Genomic DNA, 15,819 nt, shown 5'->3' on the forward strand with positions numbered 1-15,819 from the left:
TGGCGCACTGGCATTACCGCATCCGCCTCAATCCCGGCCTTGATGCGCCCACGGTGGAAGCCACGGCCAAGGCGGATTTCGCCGCCTCGGGCTGGCGCATCCGCGACTGGAAGGAAGGCAGCCCCGGCGTGCGCCGTTTCCTTGACCGCGCCGCCCTGTTCCTGGTGCTGGTCGGCCTCACCGCCCTGCTGATCGGCGGCGTCGGCGTCGCCAATGCGGTGCATGCCCATCTGGATGGCAAGACGCCGACCATCGCCACGCTGAAATCGCTGGGCGCCACCACCGGGCTGATCTTCCGCGTCTATCTGTGGCAGACCCTGCTGCTGGCCGGGTTCGGCATCCTGCTCGGTCTCGTGGTCGGCAGCGCCATTCCCAATCTGGCCGCCGGCGCGCTGGCCAACATCCTGCCGCTGCCGCTGGTGCCGGGCCTGTACTGGCAGCCGCTGGCGCTGGCGGCCGCCTACGGCCTGCTGGTGGCGCTGGCCTTCACCGTCTGGCCGCTGGCGCGCGCCGCCGACATCCGCCCCGCCGCGCTGTATCGCGATCTGGTGGCGCCCAACCGGCGCCTGCCGCGACCGGTCTATGTGGCGGCGACTTTGCTGCTGTTCGGCCTGCTCGCCGCGCTGGCGATCCTGGGCGCGGAAGAACGCCGCTTCGCGCTGTTCTTCGTGATCGGCGCGGTGATCGCCTTTGTCCTGTTCCGCCTGATCGCCTTCGGCATCGCGACCCTGACGCGGCATGCCCGGCCGCCGCGCGGCGCGCGGCTGAAACTGGCCATGGCCAGCCTGCACCGGCCGGGCGCCGCCACGAGCGCCCTGCTGCTGTCGCTCGGCGTGTCGCTCACGCTGCTGGTCGCCATCGCGCTGGTCGAGAGCAACCTGCATGCCCAGGTCGAGGAGCGCCTGCCCGACGAGGCGCCGGCCTTCTTCTTCGTCGACATCCAGCCCGGCCAGCTGGACGACTTCCGCCAGACGGTTGCCGCCGTGCCCGGCGCGCGCGACCTGGAAACCGTGCCCAACCTGCGCGGCCGCATCGCCAGCATCAAGGGCGTGCCCAGCGAGCGGATCGAGGCCTCGCCCGACCAGCGCTGGGTGCTGCAGGGCGACCGTGGCCTGACCTATGCGCGCGACCTGCCGGAAGGTTCGTCGCTGATCGCCGGCCAGTGGTGGCCGCGCGATTACGACGGCCCGCCGCTGATTTCGATCGAGGAACGCGCCGCGAAGGGCCTGGGCGTCTGGCTCGGCGACAGGCTGACCGTGAATATCCTCGGCCGCGACATTGATGCCGAGGTCGCCAGCATCCGCCGGCTGGACTGGACCTCGTTCGGCATCAATTTCGTGCTGGTCTTCTCGCCCGGCCTGCTGGAGCGCGCGCCGCATACCATGCTGGCCACCGTGAAGGCGACGCCCGAGGCCGAGACCACCCTGTTCCGCGCGGTGACGCAGCGCTATCCGAACATCTCGGTGGTGCGCATGAAGGACGTGCTGACCGAGCTGAACAGCATGGTCGAGAAACTGGGCGGCGCGATCCGTGGTGCCGCCGGCGTGACGCTGATCGCCGGCCTGATCGTGCTGGCCGGCGCGCTGGCGGCCGAGCATCGCCGCCGCCTGAAGGAAAGCGCCATCCTGAAGGCGCTGGGCGCCACGCGGCGCGACATCATCATCGCGCATCTGATCGAATATGGCAGCGTCGGGCTGGTCGGCGCCGCGCTGGCTTTCGGGCTCGGCTGGCTCGCCGCCTGGGCGATGGTGACGCAGATGATGAATGCCAGCTTCTATTTCGCGCCGGGCGTGGCCGCCCTCACCGCGCTGGGCGGCGTGGCCGCCACGTTGCTGCTCGGCCTGGCCGGCGCCTGGCAGGCCCTTGCCGCCAAGCCAGCGCCGCTGCTGCGGGCGGTGTGAGCTAACGCACCAGCAGCCAGCGCGCGGCGAAGCCGCCGAAGCCGCAAATCGCCACCACGGCGGCCATCGGCAATGCCGTGCCGTCATGCAGCAGGCCGACCAGCGCGCTGGTGACCGCGCCGAACAGGAATTGCAGCGTGCCCATCAGGGCGGCGGCCGTGCCGGCGCGCTGCGCCTCGCCGGCCATGGCGCTGGCGGCGGCATTGGGCAGCACCGCGCCGAGGCTGGCGATATAGGCAAACAGCGGCAGCCACAGGCCAAACAGGCCGCCGGCCGGAAACATCGCCGCGGCCAGCAGCAGCAGGCCGGCCAGCGCGGTGGCGCTAATGCCGGCGACCAGCATTTCATCCAGCGTGAAGCGGCGCAGCAGCGCGCGGTTGACCTGCGAGAAGCCGATGATGCCCACGGCGTTGATGCCGAAGATCCAGCCATAGGCATCGGCCGGCACGTGATGGAGATCGATGAACACGAAAGGCGAGCCGGCGATATAGGCGAACATGCCCGCCATCGCTAGGCTGGAGCTGAGCGTGTAGCCCATGAAGCGCCGCTGGGTCAGCAACGCGCCATAATCGCGCAGGGCGGTGCCGAGCGTGAGCCGGCGTTCCGGCGTCGCGGCGCGGGTTTCGGGCAGCCACAGCCGCGCGGCCATCATGGCCAGCAGGCCGAAGCCGGCCAGGAACCAGAAGATCGCCGGCCAGCCGAACCAGACCAGCACATAGCCGCCCAGCAGCGGCGCCAGGATCGGCGCCACGCCCATCACCAGCATCAGCAGCGACATCACCCGCGCGCCCTCGCGCGGCTCGAACAGGTCGCGCACCATGGCGCGCGAGATCACCAGGCCGGCGCAGGAGCCGAAGGCCTGCAGGAAACGGGCGATGATCAGGCTGTCGATATCGGCCGCCAGCGCGCAGACGATTGACGCCGCGACATACAGCAGGTTGCCGACCAGCAGCGGCATGCGGCGGCCGAAGCGGTCGCTGAGCGGCCCGTAGAACAGCTGGCCGATGGCGAGGCCGAGGAAAAACAGCGACAGGGTCTGCTGCACCTTGCCCGCATCGGTGGCCAGCGCGCGCTCCAGCGCCGGCAGGCCGGGCAGGTACATGTCGACGGCCAGCGGCGTGAAGGCGCTGAGCGCACCGAGAATGAGCGTGAGGCGCCACAGCGAATGCGCCGGGGCGGGGGGCTGGCCGGGAATGGTCATATGAGACTCTGGATGACGTTTTTGAGGCGGTTTTCCGCCGGAAGAGGCCCAGCGTTTCTACGGGATAATCGGTGTCCTGACGAGTGCGCGGAATCACAAACCGGGCCATTCGCCGCCGATTTCCGCCCTGTGGTACGGAGATACCCAAAATCATGGCAGATGAATGACTTAATCGTGAGTCGGCGGCGCCGTTTACCCTTGAATTCCCGGCCTGCACTGACAATATTGCCATGCATAACCCATAACCCTTGAGGAGGCTTACACATGTCGACGCCGTTCAACCAGCCGCGCTATGGCTACGGCGCCACCACGATCGACCGTCCGGCGATCGACGAGGCGCTGCGCGCCTACATGCTGCGGGTTTACAACTACATGGGCTCCGGCCTGGCGCTCAGCGCCATCGTCGCCCTGCTGGTTTCGCAGTCGCCGGCCCTGATGCAGACCCTGTTCGGCAGTGGTCTGGCTTTCGTGGTGATGCTCGCGCCGCTCGGCCTGCTGCTGGTCATGAGCTTCGGCGCCAACAAGCTGTCGGCCGGCGCCGTGCAGGGCCTGTACTGGGCCTTCACCGCCACGATGGGCCTGTCGCTGTCGACCATCTTCATGGTCTATACCGGCACCTCGATCCTGCGCATCTTCTTCATCACCGCCGCGATGTTCGGCGCGATGAGCATCTGGGGCTACACCACCAAGCGCGACCTGACCGGGATGGGCACGTTCCTGTTCATGGGCGTGATCGGCCTGATCATCGCCAGCGTGGTGAACATCTTCCTGGGCTCCACCGTGCTGCAGTTCGCCGTCTCGGCGATCACCGTGCTGGTCTTCACCGGCCTGACCGCCTACGACACCCAGCGGATCAAGTCGGAGTTCTACGAGAGCAGCCCGGCCGATATCCAGACCAAGCAGGCGGTGTTCGGCGCCACGTCGCTCTACGTGAACTTCTTGAATATCTTCATGGCCCTGCTGCAGCTCTTCGGCCAACGGAACAACTGATCGGTTTAACATCCGAGAAGCAGCGTACCGAGGCCCCGGCGGGAAACCGCCGGGGCCTTTTGCTTGCGCGCGATCTTCTTTTTTGAGGCTTTTTTACCGGACGAGGCCGCTTCCCCCGTGACAAAGCCGGTGGCGCGGTTTTAAGCTTTCATTCGTCTGCCTACGAATTACTCAGAAAAGGATGCCCCACCCCATGAAGCTCGTCCTCGCGATGATGAAGCACGAGACCAACACCTTCTCGCCGATCGTCACCGACTGGGCGCGGTTCGAGGCCTGGGGCCTGTATACCAGGCAGGCCGCCATCGACGCCTATGCCAAGACCAACATGCCGCTGGGCGTCTATCTCAAGCTGGCCCGCGAATACGGCGCCGAGGTGGTGCTGCCGATGGCCGCCGAGGCGATGCCGGGCGGCCTTGTCACCGCCGATGCCTATAAACGCCTGTGCGATCCGATCCTGGAGGCCGTGAAGGCCGGCTGCGACGGCTGCCTGCTCGACCTGCATGGCGCCATGGTGGCCGAGGGCACCGAGGATGGCGAAGGCACCCTGCTGGAGCGCATCCGCCAGATCGCCCCCGACCTGCCGATCGCCGTGACGCTCGACCTGCATTGCAACCTGACGAAAAAGATGGTCGAGAACTGCACCGGCCTGATCGGCTACAAGACCTATCCCCATGTCGACATGGACGTGGTGGCCGAACAGGTTGGCCGCGTGGTGATGGATTTCATCGCCGGCAAGCGGCCGAAGCCGGCCATGGCCCTGCGCCAGCTGCCGCTGCTGTCGCAGACTTTGTGCCAGGGCACCGATGACGAGCCGATGAAATCGGCGATCCAGGCCTGCCGCGACGAGGAAGCCAAGGGCCTGCCGGCCGCCAGCGTGTTCGGCGGCTTTGCCATGGCCGATATCCGTGATGCCGGCACCACGGTGATCACCATCGGTACCGACCAGAAACAGGCCGATGCCGCCGCCGATGCGATCGCCGCCAGGGTCTGGGACAAACGCGACCTGCATATCTATCAGCACCGCGACCTGGCCGAGACGGTCGCCAAGGCCAAGAAGGTCACGACTGGTCCGGTGATCCTGCTCGACCATGCCGACAATTGCGGCTCGGGCGGCACGCAGGACGTGATGATGGTGATCGAGGAGGTGCTGCGCCAGGGCCTGGAGGATGTCGCCGTCGGCGCAGTCTGGGACCCCGAGGCCGTGCAGATCATGCAGGCGGCCGGCGTCGGCGCCACCGTGACGCTGGAGCTGGGCGGCAAGAGCGACATGCCGTCGCTGCAGCTGAAAGGCAAGCCGCTGAAGCTGACCGGCCGCGTCCGCACGCTGACCGATGGCGAATGGATCGTGCGCGGCCCGATGTATAACGGCTACAAGGTGATGATGGGGCCGACGGCGGTGCTGGAAGTGGATGGCCGGATGCAGATTGTCGTCGTCTCGCGGCACCATGAGCCATGGGATACCGGCGTGTTCACCTCGGTCGGCATCGAGCCGCAGCACAAACGCTACCTGCTGCTGAAATCGCGCATCCACTACCGCGCCGGCTTTGCGCCGCTGGCCAGGGCCACCTTCACGCTGGATGGCGAGGGCGTCACCACCTCGGACAACCGCATTATCCCCTACAAGAACGTGCGCCGGCCGATCTATCCGCTGGACAAGATCAACGACTGGCAGGATGCCGCCAGGTGACCGGAGCGGAATGACGTCATGCTCAACGACCGCTGGGACCTGCAGGTTGCCACCGACGACCCGGCGGTCGTGGCCGGGCTGGACACGTTTGACACCAGCTTCATCACCTATGGCACCACGGCGGCGGCCGTGTGGGACGCGGCCAGGGCCGATCCGGCCTGCGTGATGGCGCAGGCCAAGGCCGCGGCGCTGGAGATGTTCCTGCAGACGGGCCAGTCGACAGCCAAGGCCGGACCCTGGCTGCGGCAGGCCGGGCCTTACTTGAGCAAGACCACCGAGCGCGAAAAACTGTGGCATGCGCAGGTGGCCGCCTGGGTCGCGGGTGATGCCGAAACCGCGATTGCGCTATGCCGCGAGATCGCAACGCGCTGGCCGCAGGACCTGGCGGCCGTCAAGATGACGCAGTTCCACATGTTCCATGTCGGCGACCTGGCCGGCATGCTGGAGATCGCCGAGGCCGCTTTGCCGGTGCATCGCCATATCGCGGAAATGCACGGCATGCTGGCCTTTGGGCTGGAGGAGATGAACCGGCTGGACGAGGCCGAAGCCGCCGGCCGGCGCGCCATCGAGATGAAACGCGCCGAACCCTGGGCGCATCACGCCATCGCCCATGTGATGGAAACCCAGGGCCGCTGCGCCGAAGGCTTTGACTTCATGATCGGCCTGAGCGACAGCTGGGCCGACCGCAATTCCTTCATGCTGAGCCATAACTGGTGGCATGCCGCGCTGTTTGCCATCGACAGCGACCAGCCCGAGGCGGCTTTGCGACTGTATGACGACCACGTCTGGGGCGTGTGGAAGGACTACAGCCAGGACCAGGTGAATGCCGTCGCCCTGCTGGCGCGGCTGGAATTCGCCGAGCTGGATGTGGGCGACCGCTGGCAGGATGTGGCCGATTACATCGAGACGCGTGGACCCGAGCATGTCGAGCCGTTCCTCGACGCGCATTACCTGCTGGGCCTGACCCGCGCCGGGCGCGATGCCGCTGCCGCGACCCTGCTGGCCAGCCTGCACGACCATGTCGCGCGCCAGAATGACCAGCACCTGATGGGGCGCATCTGGCGCGCGGTCGGCCTGCCGCTGGCCGAAGGCGTGGCGGCCTATGGCAGGGCTGACTGGCGCGCGGCCTTCAATCGGCTGAAACCGGCGCTGGACGGCCTGCAGCAGATCGGCGGCAGCCATGCCCAGCGCGACCTGTTCTGGCAGCTCTGGCTGCGCGCCGGCGCCCATGCCGGCGAGATCACAACGGTGAAACCCTATCTCGAACAGCGCATCGCCGACCGGCCCGGCGTGGCCAAGCATCGTCGCGAACTGGCGCAGCTCGCGCAGATATAAACATCCCGTAAACGGCAAAGGCCCCACGGAAAAAATTCACGCGTTGCGGCCGGAATCGGGCGGAGTGAGAATGTAAACGATGCAGCGGACCGCCCGATTCGATTACCGGGTCTGGCCACCCGCATGCAGCACAGACTGATGGGATGGACCCGATGTTGACCCGCGTGAAGATGATCGCTGCCGCTTTCGTGATGGCCGGCTTCCTGGCCGGTGCTGTTGCCCCTGCTTTTGCCCCGGCCGCCGAGGCGCAGACCACGCAGCCGTCGAAGAAGGCTGAGAAAAAGAAGACCGAGAAGAAGAAGGTTGCCAAGAAAACCGAAAAGAAAAAGACCGGCGAAAAGAAAGTCGCCAAGACCAAGAAGGCCAAGAAGACCGCCTGATCCCATCGGTGATCGGCTGCAAGACCAAAGCCCTCGCCGCAAGGCGGGGGCTTTTCCTTTGCCGGCAATATCCTAAAGCGTGGCTTCGCGCTTGGGTTCGAAGAAACGCAGCATCACGGCGAGGTCGCGACCACGCCGCACGATGCGGCCGCCCTGGGCAACGATACTGAAGGCGCCCTGCTTGCGCGCCTGCTTCGGCGTCTTGACGATCCGGTACAGCGCGCCATCGGCGGTGCGGCGGAAGACCGCGAAACTGCAGCTCTCGCGGTCATGGCCAATGGCGTAGTCGCGCCATTCTCCCTGCCCGACCATGCGGGCATAGAGATTGAGGATCAGGTTGAATTCGCGGCGGTCGAAAAAAACCGCGCTCTCGGCGGCGCGGCTGTCGGTCAGGCGGGGGTCGGTCGAACGCACGACCATGGCGACGACAGGGGCATTCGCGGCGGCGCTGGCGGGCATCGTCTCTGCCACATCCAGACGCCGGAATTGCTGCAAGGTGATCACCTCGCTCATGCCGAAACGGCCAACCTCCCAAATCGTTGCGCTGTCGCGGGAATCTTGGGCCCGACCCGCCGGGCCGTCAAGTCGTGATTGCCGCCGGGGCCCGTTTTAAGACCAGGGCCCGGGCTGACGAAGCCGCCTACAGTTCGCTCAGCAGGCTCTGTACGGCATCCTCGTCCATCTGCTGGTCGCCTTTCCCCAGCATGTCCTGGCGCCGCTCCTCGCCGGTATAATTCGAAATCTTGTGCCGGCGGCGGTCAGGACCAAAGAAATCGTCGGTCCGCACGAACTGGCGCGGATATTCGATCACCACGGTGATGCGGCGCGCCATGGTCTTGGCCGAGAACGGCTTGACCAGGAATTCGGTGACGCCGACATCGCGTGCCTTCATCACTTTCCATTCTTCCGACTGCGCGGTCACCATGACGATCGGCACGAACACATTCTTCGATGCGGGATTCTTGCGCACCCATTCGACGAAGCCCAGGCCATCCATCTCGCCGTCCATGTGCCATTCGGTGAAGATGATGTCGACGACATTGGTTTCGAGATAGGTGAGCGCATCTTTGGCATTGGTGCATTCCGCGATCCGGTTGACACCGAGCGGTCGCAAAACTTCCTTAATAAGCTGCATGTGGTTGTGGTTGCTGTCGACGACCAGCACCGCGACGTTATTGAGTTTGTATGCCATCTCGCAGGAAGCTCTTTAACCGGCCTCAGTCGAACAGCTCGATACTGCCGGCCTGCGTCTGCACGGCAGTGATCTTCTTGGCTGTTTCGCGCTGGAACACCGTCTTGGCGCTGGCGTCTTCGATCTGCTTGACGCGGGCTACGCCGCTGGAGGGGAAATACTGCACCTTGCGCGGCAGGCTGCCGCGCAGGTCGGCCGCCGTGATCTTGATGCCCTCGGCCTTGAGGTAGCGCTCGATGAACTCGGCGTTCTGGTGGCCGATGCCACGCAGACCGGCCAGCACATTGGCGCCGCCGAAAATTTTCACTTCCAGCCGCTCGCGGCGGCCGCCGGCCGCCAGGATTCCGTTGATCAACTGCTCCATCGAGTAGCTACCGTAGCGCAGGGAAGCCGAAAACGGCAAATCCGGATTGGTGTCGCCCCCCTTGTCGGGCAGCAAAAAGTGATTCATCCCGCCGACGGCGGCGACTGGATCACGGATGCAGGCGGCGACGCAGGAGCCCAGCACGGTGGCCAGCATCTCCCCGTCGCGGGTCGACACGAAAAAATCGCCCTGGAACACCTGCACGACGTTCACTTTCAGGATCGGATCGTAATACCGGCGACGCTCGCCTGCAGCCCCGGCCGCGCCGGAATCGGCGTTGGGTGGCCGTCGCAGGATGCCTGAAGTGGTATTCATCGCCGGGTCATCATGGCTGGGGGCCGGTCAGGGTTCAAGGCCGCTGGCGTCGTGCAGGATGGCATCGCCCCAGTCCACCCCCTCACAGACGGCGCCGGTCAGGCGGGCATTTGACAGGTCGGTGTAAATCCGCCGGCCGGTCTTTTCGCCTGTGGCGCTGAGGATTTCGGCGCTGCCGAAGCGACTGCCGGCCAGCCGGCTGTTCCGCAGGTCGGCGCCGGTGAGATTGCAGCCGGCAAAGGTTGCCCCCATGGCACTGGCGCCACGCAGGTCACAGCCCGACAGATCCGCGAATTTGAACACCGCCTGGTCGATCTGCGCATCCCGCAGGGCGGCCCCGCGCAGTTTGATGCCGGAGAGATCGAGGCCACGCAGGTCGAACCCGCTCAGGTCCTGGCCGCGCAGATTGGCCGGACGGCCATCCCCCCCTTCGACCCAGGCCTTGTGTTTGGCCAGGGCGTCATGGATTTCGGCCTCGGTCAGCGGCTTGGGCGCCGCCGTGGCAGGCTCTGCCGCCATATTGGCCATCACCACGTTGGCGCCGAAGGTTTCCACGTCGCTGAGATCGACGCCGTGCAGATGCGCGTCGGTCAGGTTGGCCCCCTGCAGGGTGGCGCCGGCCAGGTTGGCGCCGCTGAGTTCGGCGCCGACAAGATTGGCGCCGGCCAGGGTGGCGCCGCCGAGATCCGCCCCGGACAGGTCGGTGCTGACCAGCTGGCAATCGGTCAGGGCGGCGTCCTGCAAATTGGCGCCGGCCAGATTGCTGCCACTGAAATCGGCGCCCAGGGCGTCGACGCCGATCATGGTGGCGCCGGCGAAATTGCTGCCGGTGACATTCTGGCGCAGCAGCTCGACTGCGTCGGCCGGATTCTGCCCGATTTCGAGGCCGCGGCGAAAATTGGCGCCGGTCAGGTTGGCCCCGGCCATGTTGACGTTTTCCAGCGCCGCCCCGCGCAGGTCGGCCCGGGTCAGATCGGCCTCCCGCAGGTCGGCACCGCTGAGATCGGCCTTGAACAGGTCGCTCTGGGCCAATTGCGCCTTGGCCAGGCTGGCGCTGCGCAGGCAGGCATTCCGGAAGCTGGCCCGGCGCAGATCGGCCCCGGCCAGGTCGGCCCCGGCCAGGTCGCGGCCGGAAAAATCCGCCGGTTTGCCGGTCGGCATCCCCTTCAGCCAGAGGTGATGGTGGTGCAACATCTCTTTGATATCGATGGGGTCCATTCCCAGCCGCCCAGCCGCCTGCCCTGACGGGGTTGTTATCATGTCTGGCCCAGTTGCCATATCCCTCATACGCCAGTGAGGCTGGCAAATCTCCCTAGAATTTTGGATGGTTATCGAAAAAACATGCCCCATGGGCAACTGGAAGTCGTACGGATTAAAGGACCGGCAGAGCGATGTGGTCGGGGAACGCCTCCGGACTAATGCAAAACCTCGATGCTTGTGAAAGAATTATTTGATGGGGACGATTCCGGCATCGCCGCAGGACGGGCAGGGTTCTTATCCGGGGGAAGCTGAGGCTGCCGCCGTGCCGCCGGCGTCATCGCGCGAATTGCTCGACTTCATCGCACTGGTCCTGCTGGCCCTGAAAGAAGAGATCGAGGACCTGCAGAAGGTGCAGAGCGCCAATGCGCAGGCCTTTGCCGACAAGCTGGTGGAGCTGGGCGGGCAACTGCCCGGTTCGCCGGTGATGGGCGAGGTCGTCAGCCTGATGCAGAACGATGACCTGCGCAGCCAGCGCCAGCAGCATGTGATCAACGCCCTGCGCTATGTCGAGGACATCATTCGCGACCAGGCTGGCCGCAACTGGGCGCCGCGCCTGACCAATCGCGCGGCCGGATGGGGCGAGGGCCTGATCGCCAGCCAGACGCTGGAGCAGGTGCGCACGCATTTCCAGCATTACCTGCTGGGCAACGTGTCCGAACTGGCGCCGCGCGGGCCGGCATCGACCGGGAAAAAAAGCGAAGTGGAACTATTCTAGTTTCGATACGGATTACAAACGATCTTGTTGCGACCGCAGAACAGGATGTTTACTTTGTGGTCGTTACCGTGGTGGCTGTTACGCCGCCGCACAAGGAGCGCCGATAGCAAGCATGGCCGACCAGGACAGCGCCAATTCCCCTCCGGGCAAACCGGCTGAGGCTGCCAGCAATTCCAAACCGGCCAGCGAGGCCCAGTTCGTCACCCCGCCGAATTACCTCAAGATGAAGGTCGGCTCCGGCGGCATCGACAAGGAAGCGCTGAAGGAAGCCGAGATCGCCATTCAGGTGCTCGGGCACAAGATGTATTCGAAATGGGCCGACGATGACCTCGGCCGCATGCGCGCCGCCTTCGAGGAACTGAAGGAAACCAGCCTGGACGACCCGGAAGGCGTGAAGCGCATGCTGCGCGTCTGCTGGGACATGAAGGGGCTGGGCGGCACGTTCGGCTACCCGCTGGTGACCACCATCACCCATTTCCTCAGCAATTACCTCGAACACTGCCTGAACGACAGCCAGTCGCGCGTCAGCAGCGCCGTGGTGTCGCCGCATATCGATGCGCTTTATGTCGTGCTGAGCCAGAAAATCAGCGGCGATGGCGGCGCGATCGGCCGCGAACTGGTCGCCGGACTGGAAAAAGTCGTGCTGAAAACCGGCGCCCGCATCGGCACCTGAAGACCGCAATCCACGATAACGGCGGAAAACCGCCTTCATCTGACACGCTACAGATTGTGGCCGAATCCGCGGCAAGCCCGCGATTTAGCGGTTCTTTCTTGACCCCCCGAATCGGCGCAGGTAGATTTTAACCGAATCGGCCGCGCCCGATTCGCGACTTTCAACGCAACCATTTGGGCAGGAACACCCGTGGCTCTCGATCAAGGGTTGTTCAACGATAATGATTCCGGTGTCGAGGATGCCGGCTTCGGCGATCCGGCCGGTTTCGGCGATCCGTCGATGCGGGATGATCCCATCATCGACGTGGATGTCGAGGATATCGAGGCGCTGCATTCCGGCCCCGGCGGAGCGGCCGAGCGGCTGCCCCGGATGGCCGACCGCTTCAACACCGAAACCCGCTTCCACGGCCTGTCGCTTTCACAACTTGCGGTTCATTCGCTGTGGATCGTTGATTATTTACGCCAACTTGGCGAGACCGAGATGGCCGATGGCGATCTCGACAGCGTCGGCCGCTGCGCCGACGACCTGGAAAGCGCCATCATGCTGATGTTCCAGCTGGCCGGCGGCACGCGCCAGGAATTGCGCCAGCGCTATCACGAGATCATCCTGGCGATGCGCATGCGCCAGCACATGACGATTGATATGGGACGCACCCAATAAAACCAAGTCCGGCCGAAGCCTCGGACGAAATTGTGGTTTTTTTGGTAACCTATCCGGCAATCCCCCTTCCGTCGCCGCAAGCCCTCGGTTAGGCTTGCGCGCATTAAGGCCCGCTGCCGTCTGGCATGCAGCGGAAGGTTCCCGCGCCGCGGGAGCCAGGGGGATGGTGGATGGAACCGTTCGCGATCACGAAGTCCGACGATGCGACCCAGCTTGGCTTGGTTGCCAGCATGGATCTGCGCACCGCCGAACCTCTGCTGCACAGTTTCCACGAGATTATGGCGGCGGGTAGCAAGGTTGTAATCGATGCCGCGGCGGTTGAGCGGTTGTCCACGCCCTGCGTCCAGATCCTGCTGTCTGCCGCCCAGCATATGGAGCAGCACGGCATCCCCTTCGTCGTGAAGTCGCCGAGTGACGCCTTCGTCTCCGCCTTCGACGATTTGGGCCTGTTCTCGTTTCTCATGAAATGGCCGGTACAGACATGACCAAGAGAGTGCTCACCGTCGACGATTCGAAGACCATGCTGCAGATGCTGCAGTTCGCCCTCAAGCAGGGCGGCTTCGAGGTCATCCAGGGCGAGAACGGCCAGGAAGGTCTTGACCTCCTGGAGGCCAACGACATCGACGTCATCATCACCGACATCAACATGCCGGTGATGGACGGCATCACCTTCATCAAAGAACTGCGCAAAAAGCCGAAGAACAAGGCCATCCCGGTTCTCATTCTCACCACCGAAAGCAGTCAGTCGAAGAAGGAAGAGGGACGCAGCGCCGGCGCCACAGGCTGGATCGTCAAGCCCTTCGACCCCGGCAAGCTGCTGGAAGTGATTCGCAAGGTCAGCCCGTAAAGGGCGGCCAGCGGCGACGCGGAGCAGAAGCGGGACGCGCCTCATGGATGATTTAGCCCAATTCAAACAGACTTTCTTCGCCGAATGCGAGGAGCTGCTTGGCGATCTGGAAGGCCATCTGATGGCCCTCCAGTCCGGCGAAGGCGACAACAACACGCTGAACGCCGTGTTCCGGGCCATCCATTCGATCAAGGGCGGCGCCGGCGCCTTCGGCTTCGACCGCCTGGTCGCCTTTGCCCATATCTTCGAGACCGTGCTCGACCTGATGCGCGACGGGCGACTGGAGCCGACGCCGGATTCCGTGCTGCTGGTGCTGCATTGCGCCGACATCCTGTCCGATCTGGTGAAAGCCGCGCAGAACGGCACCGAACTGCCGGCCGATCACGAGAATGAAGGCCGCAAGTCGCTGATCGACCTGGCCGCCACCGTGGGCGTGAATGCCGACCCGCATGCCGCCGACGACGAGCTGGCCGCGCTGGATGCCCAGCTGGCCGCCGGTGGCCCGGATGCCCTGATGGAAGCCGCGGCCGCGCCGGAACCGGCCGCCGCGCCCGAGCCGGCCGCGCCGGCCAAGGCGCCGATGCTGAAATTCCTGGTCAAGTTCACCCCGCGCGATGCGCTGTATCAGCGCGCCAACGAGCCGCTGATCCTGATCCGCGAGCTCAAGGAGCTGGGCAGCTTCCTCGCCAAGGCCGATGCCGAGGGCGTGCCGCCGCTGGACCAGATCCAGCCGGAAGGCGCCTACATCAAGTGGGAATTCGAGATCGAGACCGACAAGGGCGAGCAGGCGATCCGCGACGTCTTTGAGTTTGTGATCGATGACTGCGAGCTTGAAGTCACCTGCCTGAACCCGCCGGCCGCGGCCGCCGAGGCGCCAGCGCAACCCGCTGCGGACGCGGCTGCGCCAAAGCCGGAAGCCGTCACCCCCGCGGCGCCGAAACCGGCGACGCCGGCCCCGGCCGCCGCCAAGGCCGACCCCCATGCGGCCGGTGACGGCGCCACCGCCAAGCCCGCCGCTGCCGCCAAACCCGAGGGCGGCGCCGGCGGGGAAACCAAGGCCGTGCGCTCGATCCGCGTCGATCTCGACCGCGTCGACAAGCTGGTCAACATGGTCGGCGAGCTGGTGATCACCCATGCCATGATCGCGCAGCAGACCGAGCATCTGCATGCCGACCAGCATCCCGAGCTGGCCAATGGCCTGGCCGAGCTGTCGCATCACATCCGCGATCTGCAGGAAAGCGTGATGGCGATGCGCGCCCAGCCGGTGAAAAGCGTGTTCGCCCGCCTGCCGCGCCTGGTGCGCGAGCTGGCGATGATGACCAACAAGAAGATCCGCCTCGACATGAGCGGCGAGAACACCGAAATCGACAAGACGGTGATCGAGCAGCTCGGCGATCCGCTCACCCACATGATCCGCAATTCCTGCGACCATGGCATCGAGAATCCCGATGACCGCGTCGCCGTAGGCAAGCCGCCGGAAGGCGTGATCCATGTCTCGGCCGACCAGCGCGGCGGCCGCATCGTCATCGAGATCACCGATGACGGCCGCGGCATCAACCGCGAAAAGGTCATGCGCAAGGCGATCGAGAAGAAGCTGGTCGCGCCCGATGCCACGCTGAGCAACGAGGAAATCGACAACCTGATCTTCCTGCCTGGCTTCTCGACGGCGGATACCGTGTCCAACATTTCCGGCCGCGGCGTCGGCATGGACGTGGTGCGGCAGAATATCCAGTCGCTCGGCGGCCGCGTGCATATCCAGTCGCGGCCCGGCCAGGGATCAAGCTTCATCCTCACCCTGCCGCTGACGCTGGCCGTGCTCGACGGCATGGTGCTCAAGGTCGGCATCCAGTCCTACATCCTGCCGCTGGCCAACATCGTCGAAAGCCTGCGGCCGGAACCCGACCAGATCAACATCGTCGCCAACCAGAGCGAATTGCTGCGCATCCGCGGCGAATACGTGCCGCTGGTCTACCTGCACCGCATCTTCAAGGTGCCGGGCGGCATCGACGATCCGACCAAGGCGCTGGTCATCATCGTCGAACTGGAAGACAGCTCGAAGATGGGCCTGGTGGTCGACGAGATCATCGGCCAGCAGCAGGTGGTCATCAAAAGCCTGGAAGAGAATTTCGACCCGATCCGCGGCGTCGGCGCCGCCACCATCCTGGGCAATGGCCGCGTCTCCCTCATTCTCGATGTCGCCGGCATCAAGCATATCGCCGAAAACGAATCCCAGCAGCGCCCCTCCCCGCAGGCCCGCCTCGCAGCGCCGGCCCTGCAGGCCAGCGCGTAAAGAACAGGA

The 15,819-nt window shown here is 65.2% G+C and carries 16 protein-coding genes; 11 read left to right on the forward strand and 5 right to left on the reverse strand.

The window, feature by feature from the left end; all coding sequences use genetic code 11:
• Positions 1-1,901 (forward strand): FtsX-like permease family protein (locus Q1J79_RS07135; protein ID WP_300298541.1); only part of this gene is annotated, 1,901 nt, incomplete at its 5' end.
• Between the two features lies 1 nt (position 1,902).
• On the opposite strand, the gene Q1J79_RS07140 is transcribed toward Q1J79_RS07135, so the two are convergent.
• Positions 1,903-3,102: a Bcr/CflA family multidrug efflux MFS transporter gene (locus Q1J79_RS07140; RefSeq protein ID WP_300298544.1), complete on the reverse strand. Its 1,200-nt coding sequence runs from the start codon at positions 3,100-3,102 to the stop codon at positions 1,903-1,905.
• A 264-nt stretch (positions 3,103-3,366) separates the two neighbouring features.
• Between Q1J79_RS07140 and Q1J79_RS07145 the strand changes: the two genes are divergently transcribed.
• The 4 genes from Q1J79_RS07145 to Q1J79_RS07160 all read left to right on the forward strand — a co-directional run bounded on the left by Q1J79_RS07145 (position 3,367) and on the right by Q1J79_RS07160 (position 7,494).
• Positions 3,367-4,092, forward strand: coding sequence for a Bax inhibitor-1/YccA family protein (locus Q1J79_RS07145; RefSeq protein ID WP_300298547.1), 726 nt, complete (start codon positions 3,367-3,369; stop codon positions 4,090-4,092).
• Between the two features lie 193 nt (positions 4,093-4,285).
• Positions 4,286-5,779, forward strand: a complete 1,494-nt coding sequence (locus Q1J79_RS07150) for a M81 family metallopeptidase (protein WP_300298550.1) — start codon at positions 4,286-4,288, stop codon at positions 5,777-5,779.
• Between the two features lie 18 nt (positions 5,780-5,797).
• Positions 5,798-7,114, forward strand: coding sequence for a tetratricopeptide repeat protein (locus tag Q1J79_RS07155; RefSeq protein WP_300298553.1), 1,317 nt, complete (start codon positions 5,798-5,800; stop codon positions 7,112-7,114).
• 152 nt (positions 7,115-7,266) lie between these two features.
• Positions 7,267-7,494, forward strand: coding sequence for a hypothetical protein (locus Q1J79_RS07160; RefSeq protein ID WP_300298556.1), 228 nt, complete (start codon positions 7,267-7,269; stop codon positions 7,492-7,494).
• Between the two features lie 72 nt (positions 7,495-7,566).
• Here Q1J79_RS07160 and Q1J79_RS07165 read toward each other — a convergent pair whose 3' ends face one another.
• The 4 genes from Q1J79_RS07165 to Q1J79_RS07180 all read right to left on the reverse strand — a co-directional run bounded on the left by Q1J79_RS07165 (position 7,567) and on the right by Q1J79_RS07180 (position 10,583).
• Positions 7,567-8,007: a DUF2794 domain-containing protein gene (locus Q1J79_RS07165; protein WP_300298559.1), complete on the reverse strand. Its 441-nt coding sequence runs from the start codon at positions 8,005-8,007 to the stop codon at positions 7,567-7,569.
• A 127-nt stretch (positions 8,008-8,134) separates the two neighbouring features.
• Positions 8,135-8,686 (reverse strand): response regulator, encoded by a 552-nt coding sequence (locus Q1J79_RS07170; RefSeq protein WP_300298562.1) that lies wholly within the window; start codon positions 8,684-8,686, stop codon positions 8,135-8,137.
• Between the two features lie 25 nt (positions 8,687-8,711).
• The gene (locus Q1J79_RS07175) at positions 8,712-9,365 is read right to left on the reverse strand and encodes a chemoreceptor glutamine deamidase CheD (RefSeq protein ID WP_300298565.1); all 654 of its coding nucleotides are present in this window, start codon (positions 9,363-9,365) and stop codon (positions 8,712-8,714) included.
• 27 nt (positions 9,366-9,392) lie between these two features.
• Positions 9,393-10,583: a pentapeptide repeat-containing protein gene (locus Q1J79_RS07180; RefSeq protein WP_300298568.1), complete on the reverse strand. Its 1,191-nt coding sequence runs from the start codon at positions 10,581-10,583 to the stop codon at positions 9,393-9,395.
• 235 nt (positions 10,584-10,818) lie between these two features.
• Between Q1J79_RS07180 and Q1J79_RS07185 the strand changes: the two genes are divergently transcribed.
• From Q1J79_RS07185 to Q1J79_RS07210, 6 genes are all read left to right on the forward strand, one after another.
• Entirely contained in the window at positions 10,819-11,340 is a 522-nt protein-coding gene (locus Q1J79_RS07185; protein ID WP_300298570.1) for a hypothetical protein, read from the forward strand.
• A 112-nt stretch (positions 11,341-11,452) separates the two neighbouring features.
• Positions 11,453-12,013 carry a hypothetical protein gene (locus tag Q1J79_RS07190; RefSeq protein ID WP_300298573.1) on the forward strand — a complete coding sequence of 187 codons (561 nt, stop codon included), beginning with the start codon at positions 11,453-11,455 and terminating at the stop codon, positions 12,011-12,013.
• A 189-nt stretch (positions 12,014-12,202) separates the two neighbouring features.
• The gene (locus tag Q1J79_RS07195) at positions 12,203-12,673 is read left to right on the forward strand and encodes a hypothetical protein (protein WP_300298576.1); all 471 of its coding nucleotides are present in this window, start codon (positions 12,203-12,205) and stop codon (positions 12,671-12,673) included.
• Positions 12,674-12,843: 170 nt separating this feature from the next.
• Positions 12,844-13,158, forward strand: coding sequence for an STAS domain-containing protein (locus Q1J79_RS07200; RefSeq protein ID WP_300298578.1), 315 nt, complete (start codon positions 12,844-12,846; stop codon positions 13,156-13,158).
• Positions 13,155-13,520, forward strand: a complete 366-nt coding sequence (locus tag Q1J79_RS07205) for a response regulator (RefSeq protein WP_300298580.1) — start codon at positions 13,155-13,157, stop codon at positions 13,518-13,520. Before Q1J79_RS07200 ends, Q1J79_RS07205 begins: the two co-directional genes overlap by 4 nt.
• Before the next feature lie 43 nt (positions 13,521-13,563).
• The gene (locus Q1J79_RS07210) at positions 13,564-15,810 is read left to right on the forward strand and encodes a chemotaxis protein CheA (RefSeq protein ID WP_300298583.1); all 2,247 of its coding nucleotides are present in this window, start codon (positions 13,564-13,566) and stop codon (positions 15,808-15,810) included.
• The last annotated feature ends 9 nt before the right edge of the window (positions 15,811-15,819 follow it).

The sequence above is a fragment of the Ferrovibrio sp. genome, from assembly GCF_029255545.1.
Classification (GTDB): domain Bacteria; phylum Pseudomonadota; class Alphaproteobacteria; order Ferrovibrionales; family Ferrovibrionaceae; genus Ferrovibrio.

What these genes read in the sequence shown, in the direction of transcription:
- Q1J79_RS07140 (WP_300298544.1), bottom strand. Translation starts at nt 3,102, where the DNA reads ATGACCATTCCCGGCCAGCCCCCCGCCCCGGCGCATTCGCTGTGGCGC.
- Q1J79_RS07145 (WP_300298547.1), top strand. Translation starts at nt 3,367, where the DNA reads ATGTCGACGCCGTTCAACCAGCCGCGCTATGGCTACGGCGCCACCACG.
- Q1J79_RS07150 (WP_300298550.1), top strand. Translation starts at nt 4,286, where the DNA reads ATGAAGCTCGTCCTCGCGATGATGAAGCACGAGACCAACACCTTCTCG.
- Q1J79_RS07155 (WP_300298553.1), top strand. Translation starts at nt 5,798, where the DNA reads ATGCTCAACGACCGCTGGGACCTGCAGGTTGCCACCGACGACCCGGCG.
- Q1J79_RS07160 (WP_300298556.1), top strand. Translation starts at nt 7,267, where the DNA reads ATGTTGACCCGCGTGAAGATGATCGCTGCCGCTTTCGTGATGGCCGGC.
- Q1J79_RS07165 (WP_300298559.1), bottom strand. Translation starts at nt 8,007, where the DNA reads ATGAGCGAGGTGATCACCTTGCAGCAATTCCGGCGTCTGGATGTGGCA.
- Q1J79_RS07170 (WP_300298562.1), bottom strand. Translation starts at nt 8,686, where the DNA reads ATGGCATACAAACTCAATAACGTCGCGGTGCTGGTCGTCGACAGCAAC.
- Q1J79_RS07175 (WP_300298565.1), bottom strand. Translation starts at nt 9,365, where the DNA reads ATGAATACCACTTCAGGCATCCTGCGACGGCCACCCAACGCCGATTCC.
- Q1J79_RS07180 (WP_300298568.1), bottom strand. Translation starts at nt 10,583, where the DNA reads ATGGACCCCATCGATATCAAAGAGATGTTGCACCACCATCACCTCTGG.
- Q1J79_RS07185 (WP_300298570.1), top strand. Translation starts at nt 10,819, where the DNA reads ATGGGGACGATTCCGGCATCGCCGCAGGACGGGCAGGGTTCTTATCCG.
- Q1J79_RS07190 (WP_300298573.1), top strand. Translation starts at nt 11,453, where the DNA reads ATGGCCGACCAGGACAGCGCCAATTCCCCTCCGGGCAAACCGGCTGAG.
- Q1J79_RS07200 (WP_300298578.1), top strand. Translation starts at nt 12,844, where the DNA reads ATGGAACCGTTCGCGATCACGAAGTCCGACGATGCGACCCAGCTTGGC.
- Q1J79_RS07205 (WP_300298580.1), top strand. Translation starts at nt 13,155, where the DNA reads ATGACCAAGAGAGTGCTCACCGTCGACGATTCGAAGACCATGCTGCAG.
- Q1J79_RS07210 (WP_300298583.1), top strand. Translation starts at nt 13,564, where the DNA reads ATGGATGATTTAGCCCAATTCAAACAGACTTTCTTCGCCGAATGCGAG.